The sequence below is a fragment of the Pseudomonas sp. B21-036 genome (assembly GCF_024748925.1).
Classification (GTDB): Bacteria; Pseudomonadota; Gammaproteobacteria; order Pseudomonadales; family Pseudomonadaceae; genus Aquipseudomonas; species Aquipseudomonas palmensis.
In genome coordinates this window covers 4,904,973-4,919,820 of sequence record NZ_CP087178.1, presented here as the reverse complement: position 1 = coordinate 4,919,820, position 14,848 = coordinate 4,904,973, and the positions used below count along the sequence as shown (strand labels likewise).

The window sequence follows — 14,848 nt, the reverse complement described above, 5'->3', positions numbered from 1 at the left end:
GGCTACCGCGAGAATGTCTGCACGGTAAGCAACGGCCTGTGGTGAATCGGTGAAGGCGATGTGAAAGCCTTGTGGGGCAAGGGGCCAACAGCACGTTGCAGTTTCAATTCCATGAAGTAACAAGCCCAATCTCGGGCCTGGTGGCACTGGACGGCGATCGGCGTGTCAGCGGCCTGGAGCTGGGCGCCACCGGGCGCATCACCGATGCCTGGGCGGTGTGGGCCGGCTACACCTACCTGGATGCCGAAGTGGTGAAGGCCGGTGGCAACGGCGTCAACGACGGCACCAGCCCACGTTCATCGCGCCCGACAGCTTCAGCCTGTGGACCTCCTACGACATCGATGCACGCAGGGGCAGTCGGGGCTGGCGCCAACTACATGGGCCTGCCTACGCTGTACACTGCAAGGCAGTGATCACGGAGCAGGCAATGACCCCGATACTTGAACTGGAGAGCGCGCGGCTGCGGCTGCGCCAGTGGCAGGACGACGACCTCGCCGAGTTCGCCGCCCTGTGTGCCGACCCACTGGTGATGCAGTACTTCCCGGCGCCGCTGAGCCGGGTCGAAAGCGCCGCACTGATTGGCCGCATCCGCGGCCATTTCGCCGAGTACGGGTTCGGCCTGTGGGCCCTGGAGCGCCAGGACAGCGGGGCGTTCATCGGCATGACCGGCTTGCTCAATGTGAGCTTCGATGCGCCGTTCACCCCGGCGGTGGAGATCGGCTGGCGCCTGGCGCGGCGCCACTGGGGCCAGGGCTTCGCCAGCGAGGCGGCCTGGACCTGCCTGCGCTGTGCGTTCGCCCAGCTGGGCCTGGACGAAGTGGTGTCGTTCACTACCCAGGGCAATCTGCCGTCGCAGAAGGTGATGCAGGCCATCGGCATGCAGCCCGATCCGCTGGGCGACTTCGAGCACCCGCGCCTCGAGCCCGGCCACCCCTTGCGCCCCCACGTGCTGTACCGGATCAACCGCGCCCAGTGGCAGGCCACCTTGCATGGCTGAATCGCAGAACATACAGGCCGCCAATGACAAACCCTGTATTATTTGCGCCCTGGGCCTTGCTTTGGAGAATCTCGAATGAGCCACGTGTTGGACGATCTGGTCGACCTGTTGAGTCTGGAGGCGATCGAGGAAAACCTGTTCCGCGGACGCAGCCAGGACCTGGGCTTTCGTCAGCTGTACGGGGGCCAGGTACTGGGCCAGTCGCTGTCGGCGGCCAGCCAGACGGTCGAAGAGGCGCGCCACGTGCATTCGTTGCACGGCTATTTTCTGCGTCCGGGCGATGCGTCGATGCCGGTGGTGTATTCGGTGGACCGCGTGCGTGACGGCGGCAGCTTCAGCACCCGCCGGGTGACGGCGATCCAGAAGGGCCAGCCGATCTTCACCTGCAGCGCCTCGTTCCAGTACGACGAGGAAGGCTTCGAGCACCAGGGCCAGATGCCCCAGGTGGTCGGCCCCGAGAACCTGCCGTCGGAAGTGGAACTGGCCGAGCGCATGGCCGATCAGTTGCCCGAGCATATTCGCGACAAGCTGCTGTGCGCCAAGCCCATCGAAGTGCGCCCGGTGACCGAGAAGGACCCCTTCAACCCCAAGCCCGGCGACCCGGTGAAGTACGCGTGGTTTCGTGCCGACGGCAACCTGCCCGACTCCCAGGCGCTGCACAAGTACATGCTGGCATACGCCTCGGACTTCGGCCTGCTGACCACTTCGCTGATGCCCCATGGCAAGTCGGTGTGGCACCGCGACATGCAGCTGGCCAGCCTCGACCATGCGCTGTGGTTTCACGGCAACCTGCGCGCCGATGACTGGCTGCTGTATGCCATGGACAGCCCGTGGGCGGGCAATGCGCGCGGCTTTGCCCGTGGCAGCATCTTCAATCGCGCCGGGCAGTTGGTGGCCTCGTCGTGCCAGGAAGGCCTGATTCGCCATCGCAAGGACTGGGCATGAGCCTGCGCTCGATTCGTCACTGGGTGTTCGACATGGACGGCACCCTGACCGTTGCCGTGCATGACTTTGCGGCCATTCGCGTGGCGCTGGACATCCCAGCGCAGGACGACATTCTTACCCATCTGGCGGCCCTGCCTGCGGCAGAGGCGGCGGCCAAGCATGCCTGGCTGCTGGAGCACGAGCGCGAACTGGCAGTGGCCTCGCAGGCGGCGCCGGGGGCGGTGGCGCTGGTGCGCGAGCTGGCGGCGCGGGGCTGCCGGCTGGGGATCCTGACGCGTAATGCGCGCGAGCTGGCGCATGTGACGCTGGAGGCGATCGGCCTGGCCGACTGCTTCCCGGTGCAGGACATCATCGGCCGCGACGAGGCTCCGCCCAAGCCGCACCCGGGCGGGCTGCTGCAACTGGCCCAGGCGTGGGACGTGGCACCGGCGCAGATGGTGATGGTCGGTGACTATCGCTTCGATCTGGACTGCGGGCGGGCGGCGGGTGCGCGCACGGTGCTGGTGAATGTGCCGCAGAACCCGTGGCCGCAGCTGGTGGATTGGCATGCGGCTGATTGTGGGGTGTTGCACGGGATGCTGGAGTAGGTCCGTGCGGGCCTCTTCGCCGGCCTTGCCGGCGAAGAGGCCCGGATCATCGACCCAGGCCTTCGATCAGAACGCCCAGCGCGTAGTCAGCATCAGGTTGCGCGCTTCGCCATAGTAGGTGGTGTCGAAGTTGCCCAGCCCGGCCAGGTAGCGTTTGTCGAACACGTTGTTGGCGTTGAGCGTGAAGCTCAGGTGGTCGTTGTACTGGTAGCGGCCCATCAGGTCGACCAGGGTGTAGCCACCCTGCTTGATGAAGGTGTAATCCTTCACCGTAGGGCTGTAGATCTGGCCGTAGAACGCGCTCTGCCAGTTCACCCCGCCACCCACCGTGACCTTGTCCAGCGCTCCCTGCAGGCGGTAGGTGGTGAACAGCCGCAGCAGTTGCTCAGGCTTGGTGGTGCTCATCGGCGAGCCGAAGATGCGCTGGTGGTCCTTGTCGCGAGAGCGCGCATAGGTATAGCCGGCCGACAGGTTCCAGCCCTCCTGCAGTTCGCCGGCAATCTCCAGCTCCACGCCCTCGGTGGTTGCGCCGCGGGTAGCCTTGTAGATCCCCTCGTTGGTGTTGGTGGTGCCGGTCTGCACCGCCACGTTGTCCTGCTCGATGCGGAACAGCGCCAGGCTGGCATTGAGCCGCCCCTCGAAGTAGGCCGCCTTCAGCCCTGTCTCGTAGCTGTCGCCCTCCACCGGATCCAGCGGGGTGCGGTTTGCGTCCTTGTAGGTCTGTGGCTGGTAGATCGAGGTGTAGCTGGCATACACCGAGTAGGTGTCGTCCAGGTCATACACCACGCCGGCATACGGGGTCACCACGCCATGCTGCTTGTAGCCGGCCTGGTTGTCGCTGAAGTACACCGGGTTGAGGCCGTCGTAATCGTAGTTGTCGTTGTACTTGAAGGTGCTGACGCGGGTGCCGAGGATCAGCGACAGGTCGTCGGTGGGGCGCAGGCGGGTAGCGATGTACGCGCCGTTCTGGCGCTTGGTCTGCTCGTACTTGCCGTTTTTCGGGAAGTCCGGCACGCCGATCTTGCCGTTCCATTCGTAGATGTTGCCCGGTGTGCCGCCCAGGCTGGTGTCCCAGGTGGCACCGGTCTGGCGCGAGTTGGCCGCGTTGAAACCCATCACCAGGTCGTGCTGGCGGCCCAGCAGGGTGAAGGGGCCGGACAGGTTGATGTCGGCCGTGTTCTGCACCCGGTGACCTTCCCAGCGGCCCCAGAACATGAACATGCCTTCGCCCGTGGCACGGTCGGGATTGCCGCCGCTGGCCGAGGCCAGGCGCGTGTCGTGGTCGCTCTGCAGCTGGTTGACGCTGAGCTTCAGGCTCCAGTCGTTGGCCAGCGCCTGCTCCAGCGAGGCGAAGTAGGTACGGTTCTGGAAGTCGCGACGGCTCCAGTCGGCCCCCGGGTTGAACCGGCGCGAAAAGTCGGTGCGTCCGCCATCGGCGAAGTACACCGGGTTGCCGGTCCAGGAGGTGCCGCGCGGGGTGGTGGTCTGCTGGTCGATACCCACGGTCAGCAGGGTGCCGGGGGTGACGTCGACTTCGAGGATGCCGTAGTACACCTCTTTCTTCTGCTGGTAGTGGTCCTGGTAGCCCTTCCTGTCCTGCTGCGCGCCGACGAAGCGCCCGCGCACGCTGCCGCTGTCGTTCAACGGGCCGGAAACATCGCCTTCGCCACGATAGTCGTCCCAGCTGCCGGCGCTGCCCGACAGCGAGGCCTGGAACTGCGCGGTGGGTTTCTTGCGGATCAGGTTGACGGTGGCCGAAGGGTCGCCGGAGCCGGTCATCAGGCCGGTGGCCCCCTTGAGCACTTCGACGTGGTCGTAGATCGCCATGTCGACATGCGCGGTGCCTTCATCGTACACGCCGTCGTAGATGGTGTTGACGCCGTCGTACTGGAAGTTGGTGATGGCCAGGCCACGGCTGGAGAATTCGGTACGGTCGCTGTCGTAGGCCTGGGCGGAGACGCCGGGGGTGTTGCGCAGCACGTCGGTGATGCTCTGCGCGCCCTGGTCATCCATCTGCTGGCGGGTGACCACGGTGACCGATTGCGGGGTTTCGCGGATCGACAGCGGCAGCTTGGTGGCGGTGCGGGTGGCGGCGGTGGTGTAGGCGCCGGTGTTTTCGGTGGTCTCGCCAAGGTTATTGCTTTCGATGCTGGTGGCCCCCAGCTCGACGGCGCCGCCGTTGCCGGCTGGCACCAGCACGTAGCCGCCATTGGACTGGCGCTGGGCCTGCAGGCCGCTGCCCGCCAGCAGTCGCGCCAGGCCTTCATCGATGCTGTAGCTGCCCTGCAGGCCCGCCGATTGCAGGCCCTGGGTTTGCCGCGCATCGAACGACAGGGTGATGCTGGCGCGGGTGGCGAACAGGCTCAGCGCGGTGCCCAGCGGGCCTGCGGCGATCTGGAAGTGGGTGCTTGCGCTTTGTGCCAGGGCGTTTGACGGCAGCACCGCCAGCAACGGCAACGGTGCCAGCGGCAGGCTGAACAGGGCCAGGTGGACGGCGCGTAGCAGAGGGCGAGGCGCTCGCGGGCAAGGGGCGGACATGCAGGTTTTCCTTCGATTGGCTGGGCAGGGTCGCGGCTTTTTTTTCCGCTTTAACTGCGTAGCCGAATGAGAATGAAAATCGGCAACCCGGTTTTCGATGTTTTTTCAGACCGGCTCGACGCTCACCCAGTACCGCGTGAGGTAGCGCACCTTGACCGGCAGCGAGGTGCCCAGGTTCTGCAGGACGGTGTCGGTATCGTCAATGCGAAAGGCGCCGGACAGGCGCAGGTCGGCAATACGCTCATCGCAGCGCAGCAGGCCGGGACGGTAGCGGCGCAGCTCGCTGATGAAGTCGGCCAGGCGCCACTCGATCACGGTCAGCATGCCGTCGGTCCAGGCACCGGTGCCGGGGGCAGCGCTACCGACCGCTCCGAGCTGATGCGCGTCGAAGCTCACGCTTTGCCCGCTGTCCAGGCGCAGCACTTGCCCGGGCTGATCGGCGGGGCGGATCTCCACGGCGTGCTCCAGTACGCTGACCCGGCTCAGGCCGCCCTCGCTGTGCACGCTGAAACGGGTGCCCAGGGCGCGGATGCGGCCTTCCGGGGTTTGCACCAGGAAGGGCCGGCCAGCGGCGTCGGCGGCGGTTTGCACCATGATTTCGCCGCTGTACAGGCGCAGCAGGCGCTGCTGGCCGTCGAATTCGATATCCAGCGCGGTGTCGGTGTTGAGTTCCAGTTGACTGCCATCGGCCAGTGTCACGTGGCGGCGCTGGCCCTTGCCGGTACGCAGCCCGGCCATCAGCTCGCGGCCCGTGTCGCTTTCGCGCACGGCCCAGCCGGTGATGCCCACGCCCATCAGCAAGGCCAGGGTCTTGAGCACGGCGCGGCGTCGCGCGCGTACGCCGGCCAGGGTCGGCAGGGCCACGTCGGCGGGCAGGCGGCCAAGCTGGCGCTGCAGTTTTTCCACCCGCGCCCAGGCCTGGGCATGGGCCTGGCTCTTGCCCAGCCAGTCCCGCCAGGCCTGCACCTGGGCCTCGCTGGGCGGCGCGGCATTGAGCTTGACGTACCAGCTGGCCGCCGCCTCCAGGGTTGAATAGTCCAGGGGCTGGGCCATGTCAGTCGTCCGTCAGCAGCAGGCAGTGGGTCATGGCGCGGATCATGTGTTTTTTCACCGTGGTCACCGACACGCCCATGCGCTCGGCGGTGGCCACGTAGCTCAGGCCCTCGAGCTGCACCGCCAGGAAGATCTGCCGGGTGCGTTCGCCCATGCCGTCGAGCAGGGTATCGACGGCCACCAGGGTTTCGAGAATCAGCAGGCGCGTTTCGGGCGACTCGACGACGCGCTCCGGGCGGGTGGCCAGTTCGGCGAGGTAGGCCTGTTCCAGGGCCTTGCGGCGAAACTTGTCGACCATCAGCGCATGGGCGATGGCGCCCAGGTAGCTGCGCGGTTCACGAATGGTCTGGGCATTGCGTGCGGTCAGCACCCGGATGAAGGTGTCCTGGGCAAGGTCTGCGGCATCGCTGGCGTTGCCCAGGCGCGCGCGCAGCCAGCTTTTCAACCAACCGTTGTGTTCGCTGTAGAGCGCGTGCAGGGCAGCGTGATCGGGTGCGGGCATGGCGCGGAGGATACTGAGTAATTGATAATTAGTCGCATTATTGTGGTTTGCCGGCGGATTGTGCAAGTGCTGGTGCTTGACCTGCGTCAGGCACGGGCGAAGACTGGTTGACCCTTTACAGACACGAGCGAGGCGCTTCCCATGAGCCACAAGGCCATTTACGTTCAACCCGGCGGCGGATATGACAAGGTGCAGGTGGGCACGTGCGAAGCGCCGGCGCCGCAGGCGGGCGAGATCACCGTGCGCCTGCGTGCCAACTCGCTCAACTACCACGACTTTGCCGTGGTCAGCGGCATGTGGGGGCCTGCCGAGCCGCGCATTCCGATGGCCGATGGTGCCGGTGAAGTGGTGGCCGTGGGCGCCGGGGTGAGCGAGTTCGCTGTCGGTGATGCGGTGGTCAGCACCTTCTTCCCCGACTGGCTGGATGGCGCGCCGCTGATCGAAGGCTTTGCCACGGTGCCGGGCGATGGCATCGACGGCTATGCCCGCGAGCAGGTGACGGCCCGTGCCACTTCGTTTACCCATGCGCCCAAAGGTTGGAGCCATGCCGAAGCGGCCACGCTGACCACTGCGGGCTTGACCGCCTGGCGTGCGCTGATGGCCGACGACGCACTCAAGCCAGGCGACACGGTGCTGGTGCAGGGCACCGGCGGGGTGTCGATCTTCGCCTTGCAGTTCGCCAAGCTGGCGGGCGCCACGGTGATCGCCACCTCCTCCAGCGACGCCAAGCTCGAACGCCTCAAGGCCCTGGGCGCCGACCACCTGATCAACTACCGCACCACCCCGGCCTGGGGCGAGCAGGTGCGCAGCCTGACCCACAATCGTGGTGTGGACCATGTGATCGAGGTGGGCGGCCCGGCCACGCTGGAGCAATCGATGATTGCCGCGCGCATTGGCGGGCACATCTCGTTGATCGGTATCCTCACCGGCGTAGCGGGGCAGTTGCCGCTGGTGCAGGCGCTGGTGCGCCAGTTGCGCCTGCAGGGGGTACTGGTAGGTAGCCGTGCCCAGCAGCAGGCCATGGTGCGTGCCATCGACGCCAACGGCCTTCGCCCGGTGATCGACAAGCACTTTGGCCTGGAGCAGATCGCCGATGCGTTCCGCTATCAGGAAACCAACCAGCATTTCGGCAAGATCGTGCTGGATATCTGAGGCACGCCCCGACACGACAAAGCCCGCTTCTGGCGGGCTTTGTCGTGTCTGATACGAGGAAATCAGGTAAGGCGGGTAGGCAGTTTCCTCAATTGGGATGAGAGGTGTCTTGACCACTGTGGGGCTGCTGTTCACAGCGGTTCATCTGGGGTTTCCTGGCGCGCCTGAGTGATCAACGGTAACGGAAGCCGAGTGAAGTTCGATAACGGGAATCCGCTGGCGATGATCAACTTGCATAAGCCACATCCCGGCAACGAGCTGAAGGCTTACATCAGATGCCAGGTTATTGAACACTTGAAAGCCGGAGGGTTGATTTGATGGGCATACTGTTGCATTACAGGGGGGTATCACGGCTCCATTGAAGCCAGCCCAGAAGACAACTGTCTATACGGCAAGGTGCAGTTCATCCGGGCTCTGGTGAGCTATGAAGGAGAGACTGTGGCACAGTTGGACGCGGCATTTCGCGAGGCCGTGGATGACTATCTACACACATGTGCAACCTTGCATCAGGCTCCCGAAACCCCATGTAAAGGCTCATTCAATGTGAGGGTTGGCCATGACCTGCATTTGGCCGCCAGTGTGGTTGCCAACCGGCAGAGTATTTCGCTCAACGACCTGACGCGCCGGGCATTGACCGCCTACCTGAGTCACCATGAGTAGTACGATACGCTTGCAGCGCGCCTGAATACGCGCCACGACAAAGCCCGCTTCTGGCGGGCTTTGTCGTGTCTGGCGGTTGAGGTCAGAAGTCGTAGCGCACGTTGGCGGTAAAGGTGTCGGCATCGAAGCCGCTGCTGGTCAGGTAGTTGTACGACCCACCCACGCTCCAGGCACCGACGCGGTAGGTTGCGCCCAGGCCCAGCTCGTAGCTGTCGCGCGCCGGGGTGGCGCCGCGGGTGGTGAATGGCGTGCCACCCAGCACGAAGGTGGAGGTGGTGCCGGCCTTGTCGCCGATGAAGTCATGCCAGGCCATCAGCTTGGCTTCCGGCTCCAGGCTGCCCACGCCCAGGTCGAAGGCGGCTGCCAGGCGTGCGCCCAGGCCCATCTCGCCGATTTCGTAACGCTGGCTGCCGACGTTGAGCGCCGCCGAGCTGCCTTTTTCACGGTACGAGTCGATCGAGACATTGGCGTAGCGCGCGCCGATCTGCGGCTCGAGCACTACCTGGCGGTCGAGCTGGAAGGTGTAGCCGGCCAGCGCGTTGACGCCGAAGATCTCGCTGTCGTAGTCGGCCTTGGCGCGGCTGCCGGCGATGTAGCGTTTGGACTCGTTGTCGTTCCAGCCGTACATCACCGAAGCGTCGACGAAGTAGTTGTCGAGGGTCCAGTTGCCGTACAGGGTCAGGGCATGGCCGCTGACATCGGTCTTGTTGCCCCGGTCGGATTTGACGTCGCTGGTCAGGTAGCTGTACGCCAGGCCCACGGTGGTGTCGGGGTCGAGCTTGCCGTCGGCGCCCACGGCGATGCCGTTGGTGTTGGCATCGTAACCGTCGATACCGTGGCGACGATCCTGATCGGCATCGCTGGACAGTGCCTGCACCCATACGCCAGTGCCCGACAGGCCTTCACCGGACGACAGGCCGTTGCGGGCATTGCTGGAGCGGCGGGTGACGGCGTTGCCCACCAGGGTCTGGCTGCTGGTGGCGGCATTGATCACGCCGCGGCTGACATCCGGGGTCAGGGTTTCGGCGAGACTGGCCAGCTGCGCATCGCTGCTGGCGTTGGCGAAGGCCTGGAATACCGGATCGCTTTCGCTGAGCTGGCCCATCACGGCGTTCTTGAACGGTTGTATTGCATTGACTGCATTGCGCGAAGCACGGGCGCCGAGCAGGTTCTGCTCGATCGCTTCATCGCTGCGGGTTGCGACCAGCGCCTTCACATCCTGGCCCTCGATGCCGAAGTTTTTCACTTCGAGCAGCGCCGAGGACGAGACCACCGACAGGTTCTGCGCTTCTTCCCAGGTGCCGGAGTTCAGCAGGGTGTAGCGGGTGCCCTGGGCCGGGGTGCGGAAGTCGTCGGAGCGGGCTTGCAGCTCGATCTGGCTACCTGCGGAGAAGTAGGTGTTGCCGGTCACCTTGAGGATCGGTGAATCGGGCAGGGTCGTGTTGTCCAGCAGCAGACGCAGGCGTGCGGTGTCGCTGTCGAGGTCGAGATCGCCGTCCAGCGTGGTGTGCGGCGCCAGCAGGGTGAGGGTGCCACCGTCGATGTCCACGTAGCCGGCACGGATGGTCGAACCGTCGAAAGCCACGTCGCCTTTGACCAGCACGCCACTCAGCCCCAGCAGATCACCTTTTACCTGGCCGCCGGACCAGTAGAAGTACGACTGCGCGTTGCTGTCTTCGGCCAGAATCGCCGCAGTGCCGCCTTCGAGCAGGCCGGCGGTCTGGGTGATCGAAAACAGATTGCTGCCGCTCAGGTTGACCAGATGGATGCCGATGCCATCTGCCGAAATGGTGCCGCTGTTGTTGATGTTGCTTTTGTAGGGCGGGGTGATGGACCCGCTGAAGACGGCATTCTCGACTTCGATACCGGCCGAGTCGGCGCCACGCGCGGTGATGGTGCCGCTGTTGATGATGCTCGACTGGGTGGAGGTGATCATCATGCCGTTGGCGTTCTGGCCCGTCACGGCAATGCTGCCGCTGTTGATCACATCACCGGCAATATTGGCCAGGTACAGGTCCAGGCCCATGGCGCCTTCGCCGGTCACGTTGATGCTGCCCTGGTTGACCAGGTTGCCGCCGATGCTGGAATCGAGGGTGAGGGAAATGGCCGAGGGAATATCGGTGGCACTCGCCGCGCTGAGGTTGATCGCGCCGCTGTTGGTCAGGTTGCCCAGCACAGTGACATCGATCAGCTCGACGCCGGCGTTCTGCGATGTGCCGCTGAAGGTAGCGCTGCTGAAGGTATCGCCGGTATTGCTGTAGGCACCGGAGCTGAGGTCGTGATTCAAGTCGATAGCGGGCGAGGCATTGGCCGTGGCTGTAGCAGCGGCAATGGAAAGCGCCAGCAGTGAGCGGCGCAGCGATGCAGTATTCAAGAGGGTGTCCCTTCCAGGGTCGGAAACCGACGCGGGACAACCAGCGCATGCTGCGTCTGTATCGGCCATCCCTGCCGGCTTGTCAGTGAGTGCTGAATCAAGCGCTGGGTACTGTACAGGATGGTTGTAGGACAATTCAGCAGCAAAAGCCGGTCAGGCTGCTTTTCACGGAAAAAATGTGAATCAGCCTGCATCTGTAGGGAAAACAGGCAGATTGGCGGGAATTTAATGGGTCGTGTGGGGTCGACCGGTGTCGTCCTGGCGAAGGCCAGGACGTCTTGCAACCGCAATCAGGCGAAGCTGATGTTGATGCGCTGCTGGCCGTAAACGACTTTGGCGGCAGAGATCAGTTGATGCGGGATCTCCACGAACGGAATGTCGGAGTTGGTCAGGGCGATGTCCACCAGTTGCACCATGATCGAGTTCTTGCGCACCAGGATCACGTCCGACCAGTCGGTGTTGGTCATGGCCAGCGGGATGAAGTCGGAGCGCTTCATGAAGCTGCTCAAGGCTTCGAGCACGCCCAGGTTCTGCTTGGTGCCGTTGGGGCTGTGGCAGCAGTCGTTGAGCAGGATGAAGCCATCCGGGCCGACCAGTTCCTGGTAGTACATCAGGTCGCGCAGGATGAATTCGTACTGGTGGCTGGCATCGATGTACACCACGTCGAAGGTCTCGATGCCGGTACGCGGCTGGATCGCATCGATGGCGCTGATGGTGTCGGCGCGGATGACGGTGACGTTGTCCTTGTCGGCGAAGCGGTCCAGGCATTGCTGGTAGAGGTTGTCGAAGGTGGCCTGCTCATGCATCGGGCCGCCGTAGTAGTAGGCGTATTTCTCTGGCGGCTCGACCCATGGCGGCAACTGGTCGAATGGGCTGTAGTCGTCATTGGAGGCAGGGCTCCAGCTGTCGATCAGCACCATCTTTTCCGGGGTCAGGGCCTGGTAGAGCTTCATCGCGTTTTCGCCGCGCAGCACTCCCAGTTCCGCTACCACCGGCTGCTTGCCATAGGCGGTAAACACCGCGTTGAGTACGTGATAGAAGGTTTCACGGTAGGTTGTGCAGACTTTCATCGGTGACCTGCTCTGCTGCTAGTTCGGTTGCCAAGCATATCGGCCTGGCAATCGATTTCGAGAGGGCCGGTTCGATGCAATTTGTGACGCGCCCGATCAGCACGTCACTGTGCATTGCTCAAGCCTGGGCCAGGCGGCCGACGCGTAGCCAGCCAAGCACGACCGCGCCAATCAGCAGGAAGCCGAGGTAGCCGAACAGCGGGTAGACCTGCCCCACCAGGCTGACGAACCCGACCAGGCTGCCAACGAACGCAAGGGCGCCAGCGGCCGCCGAGCCGATGCGGAACGTGCGGGTGCCCGCTGGCAGCAATCGCGCCGAAAAGGAGTACAGGGTGCCAACGGCGGTGTTGAGGATCATCAGGAAAATGACCACGGCCATCACCAGGCCAAGCACCGGTGAAATCTCGGTGGCGATGGACAGCATGGGCATGGGCAGGTCGGCCACGCTGTCCAGGCGCGACAACAGCCCCAGGCTCATCACCAGCATCAGCACCCCCAGCAACGCGCCGCCGAAGATGCCACCCCAGATGGCGTGCTTCTCGGTCTTTGCGGTGCCGCCCATGATCGACAGAAAGGGCACCCCGGCCACGATGTTGTAGGACACGTACAACAGCGCCCCCAGCAGCCAATGGCTGGCGCCGGCGTCCTGCTGGCTGGCCAGTTGATCGAGCTCGCCGAAACTCAGGCCTCGGGTGGCCACGCCATACAGGGCCACCGCTACTGCCGTGAGAATCAACAGCGGGGTGGCGGCGCCGATCATGCCAATCACCTTCTGCACATCCAGGCACACGATGGCGACCACGATCACGGTCACCGCCAGGCTGCCGAACAGGGCAGGGATGCCGAACTGCTGCTCCAGCAGGGCACCGCCACCGGCCAGCATGACCACGGTCACCGCAAACATGAAAAAGGTGATCATCAGGTCGACGAAGGCGCCCAGGTAGCGCCCGCACAGGGCGTTCACGACGTCTTTATGGGAGCTGGCCCGCAGGCGGCTGCCCATGCCTGCCAATGCCATGCCGAGAAAGATGAACAGTGAGGCGCTGACCACTGCCCCGAGCAATCCCCATACGCCGAAATCGACGAACATCAGCAGCAGTTCCCGACCGGAAGCGAACCCGGCGCCGACAATCACACCGACGAACGCGCCGGCTATTTTCAGGCTCTCTTTCATGACGATTTCCCTCGAATTATTGTTGTTAGGGCTTATGGGGCGGGCCACTTTCCGTGGCCATGCCGGGGCATCGCAGTGGCAGGCGGCAAGGGTGTGCTAGCGGGCGCCGACCCAGGCCTGGACTTCGATCTCTACGTCGACCCCCAGTGCCAGCTGGCTGCCGCCGACCGTGGAGCGCACCGGAAAACCATTGTCGAAGTAGCGCTTGTACACCTCGTTGAAACCGGCGAAATGTTGCATGTCGGTCAGCCAGACCGTGGCCTTGACCACCTGATCGAACCCCACACCGCACTCGGTCAGGGTTTCGCCGATACGGCTCATGACCGCCTCGGTTTGCTCGCGGATATCCCCGAGCACCACGTTGCCCTGTGGGTCCATTGGTACCTGCCCCGAGAGAAACAGGAAATCGCCGACACGGATGGCCTTGGAGAACGGGTAGGGCAGATGGCTGGGGTAACGCTGCAGTTGTTCGGACATGGCATTGAACCTCGTGGGTGATGAATGATTAACGCAAGCGGGCAGGTGCCAGGCGCTGTGGCTCGACACCTTGATGAAGCAGTGTTTGGGGCAGCGGCTGATCGAGCAACTGGGCGCAGGCCAGTTGCGACACGCCGGCCGCAGACTGGATGCCATAGCCGCCCTGTGCCGCGAGCCAGAAGAAGCCTTCGCGGTGATTGTCCCAGCCGACCACCAGGTCGCCATCGGCGACGAACGAGCGCAGGCCGGCCCAACTGTGACGCGGGCGGCGGATGGTCAGGGAGGTGGCGGCCTCGATGTGGTAGATGCCGGTGGCGATGTCCAGCTCTTCGGGCATCACGTCATGGGGCGGCACGGGGTCGGCGTTGGCCGGGGAGCCCAGCAACTGGCCGGCATCGGGCTTGAAGTAGAAGCTTTCGTCGATGCCGATCACCGTGGGCCAGCGCGAGAAATCCATGCCCTGGGGGCCGTCGAAGGTAAAGGCTGTGCGTCGGCACGGCTGCAAGCCGATGGGCTTCACGCCGCACTGCTGCGCAACCTCATCAGCCCAGGCGCCTGCGGCATTCACCAGCGTGCGCGCGCGCAACTGGCGACCGTCGGCCAGGGTCAGGTGCCAGTGACCGCCTTCGCGCGTGGCGACGCTCAGTTGCGCATCGCATTGCAGCACACCACCGGCACGGCGCATGGCGCGCAAGAAGCCCTGGTGCAGTGCATGCACGTCCAGATCGCGGGCGTCGGTTTCGAGCATCGCGCCAACCATTGCTTCCGGGTTCAGGCACGGCACCAACGCGAGCGCATGCTCGGTATCGATCAACGACACATTGCCAGCCTGTGCTGCACCGACAGCGAAGGTCTGTTCCAGCAGAGCCTGTTGCCCCTGGCCTGCGACATACAGGCAACCGCGAGGCTCCAGCAGCGCATGCTCGGTGAAATCAGCGGGCGGTTGCTCATAGAAAGTGCGGCTGGCGCGGGTCAAGGCCTGGATCTGCGGTGTTCCGTAACTTTCCATGAACATGGCTGCGGAGCGGCCGGTGGCGTGATAGCCCGGCTGGCTCTCGCGCTCGAGCACCACGACCCTGGCTTGCCCAGCCAGGCGATAGGCCAGAGAGGCCCCCGCAATACCGCCGCCAATGATGGCGAAATCGAAACATTCGCTGTCGTGCATACCGAGGTGCCTCCTGTTCCGAGTGGGAGAAGCAATGTCTTCGCCGCTGTTCTTGTAATTCTCAGATACGAGAAATGTAAGATATGAGAATTTTCCAGTCAACCTATTACCTTGAGGTATTATTTTTGGCCCTTGCCCGGCTTGGCCCAGGCAT

General features: G+C 64.2%; 14 protein-coding genes and 1 pseudogene. 7 read left to right on the top strand and 8 right to left on the bottom strand.

Annotated elements, in window-relative coordinates:
* Positions 1-95: 95 nt before the first annotated feature.
* The 4 genes from LOY33_RS22345 to LOY33_RS22330 all read left to right on the top strand — a co-directional run bounded on the left by LOY33_RS22345 (position 96) and on the right by LOY33_RS22330 (position 2,529).
* Positions 96-413 carry a TonB-dependent receptor gene (locus tag LOY33_RS22345; RefSeq protein WP_258660142.1) on the top strand — a complete coding sequence of 106 codons (318 nt, stop codon included), beginning with the start codon at positions 96-98 and terminating at the stop codon, positions 411-413.
* 14 nt (positions 414-427) lie between these two features.
* Positions 428-997, top strand: coding sequence for a GNAT family N-acetyltransferase (locus LOY33_RS22340; RefSeq protein WP_043863860.1), 570 nt, complete (start codon positions 428-430; stop codon positions 995-997).
* Between the two features lie 75 nt (positions 998-1,072).
* The gene (gene tesB, locus LOY33_RS22335) at positions 1,073-1,942 is read left to right on the top strand and encodes an acyl-CoA thioesterase II (RefSeq protein ID WP_043863859.1); all 870 of its coding nucleotides are present in this window, start codon (positions 1,073-1,075) and stop codon (positions 1,940-1,942) included.
* Positions 1,939-2,529, top strand: coding sequence for an HAD family hydrolase (locus LOY33_RS22330; RefSeq protein ID WP_054916361.1), 591 nt, complete (start codon positions 1,939-1,941; stop codon positions 2,527-2,529). The genes tesB and LOY33_RS22330 overlap by 4 nt, the downstream gene beginning before the upstream one ends.
* 66 nt (positions 2,530-2,595) lie before the next feature.
* On the opposite strand, the gene LOY33_RS22325 is transcribed toward LOY33_RS22330, so the two are convergent.
* The 3 genes from LOY33_RS22325 to LOY33_RS22315 all read right to left on the bottom strand — a co-directional run bounded on the left by LOY33_RS22325 (position 2,596) and on the right by LOY33_RS22315 (position 6,622).
* Entirely contained in the window at positions 2,596-5,067 is a 2,472-nt protein-coding gene (locus LOY33_RS22325; protein ID WP_258660140.1) for a TonB-dependent receptor, read from the bottom strand.
* Positions 5,068-5,172: 105 nt separating this feature from the next.
* A complete protein-coding gene (locus tag LOY33_RS22320) occupies positions 5,173-6,120 on the bottom strand; it encodes a FecR domain-containing protein (RefSeq protein WP_100634092.1) in 948 nt (315 codons plus the stop codon).
* 1 nt (position 6,121) lies between these two features.
* The gene (locus tag LOY33_RS22315; RefSeq protein WP_043863856.1) at positions 6,122-6,622 is read right to left on the bottom strand and encodes a sigma-70 family RNA polymerase sigma factor; all 501 of its coding nucleotides are present in this window, start codon (positions 6,620-6,622) and stop codon (positions 6,122-6,124) included.
* 141 nt (positions 6,623-6,763) lie between these two features.
* Here LOY33_RS22315 and LOY33_RS22310 point away from each other — a divergent pair, with 141 nt between their 5' ends.
* The 3 genes and pseudogenes from LOY33_RS22310 (at position 6,764) to LOY33_RS22300 (ending at position 8,434) form a co-directional block, all read left to right on the top strand.
* Entirely contained in the window at positions 6,764-7,774 is a 1,011-nt protein-coding gene (locus LOY33_RS22310) for an NAD(P)-dependent alcohol dehydrogenase (RefSeq protein WP_043863855.1), read from the top strand.
* 171 nt (positions 7,775-7,945) lie between these two features.
* Positions 7,946-8,092: pseudogene (locus LOY33_RS22305) on the top strand (type II toxin-antitoxin system HicA family toxin); the annotation flags it as partial.
* A 15-nt stretch (positions 8,093-8,107) separates the two neighbouring features.
* Positions 8,108-8,434 carry a type II toxin-antitoxin system HicB family antitoxin gene (locus tag LOY33_RS22300; protein WP_258662922.1) on the top strand — a complete coding sequence of 109 codons (327 nt, stop codon included), beginning with the start codon at positions 8,108-8,110 and terminating at the stop codon, positions 8,432-8,434.
* An 82-nt stretch (positions 8,435-8,516) separates the two neighbouring features.
* On the opposite strand, the gene LOY33_RS22295 is transcribed toward LOY33_RS22300, so the two are convergent.
* The 5 genes from LOY33_RS22295 to LOY33_RS22275 form a co-directional block, all read right to left on the bottom strand.
* Positions 8,517-10,808 carry an autotransporter domain-containing protein gene (locus LOY33_RS22295; RefSeq protein ID WP_258660137.1) on the bottom strand — a complete coding sequence of 764 codons (2,292 nt, stop codon included), beginning with the start codon at positions 10,806-10,808 and terminating at the stop codon, positions 8,517-8,519.
* A gap of 290 nt (positions 10,809-11,098) precedes the next feature.
* Positions 11,099-11,878 carry a class I SAM-dependent methyltransferase gene (locus LOY33_RS22290; protein ID WP_043863851.1) on the bottom strand — a complete coding sequence of 260 codons (780 nt, stop codon included), beginning with the start codon at positions 11,876-11,878 and terminating at the stop codon, positions 11,099-11,101.
* A 118-nt stretch (positions 11,879-11,996) separates the two neighbouring features.
* Positions 11,997-13,052, bottom strand: a complete 1,056-nt coding sequence (locus LOY33_RS22285; protein ID WP_043863850.1) for a membrane protein — start codon at positions 13,050-13,052, stop codon at positions 11,997-11,999.
* A 96-nt stretch (positions 13,053-13,148) separates the two neighbouring features.
* Positions 13,149-13,529, bottom strand: coding sequence for a RidA family protein (locus LOY33_RS22280; protein ID WP_058540570.1), 381 nt, complete (start codon positions 13,527-13,529; stop codon positions 13,149-13,151).
* 28 nt (positions 13,530-13,557) lie between these two features.
* Complete coding sequence (locus LOY33_RS22275) at positions 13,558-14,694, bottom strand: FAD-binding oxidoreductase (protein ID WP_043863848.1); 1,137 nt, start codon at positions 14,692-14,694, stop codon at positions 13,558-13,560.
* Positions 14,695-14,848 lie beyond the last annotated feature (154 nt).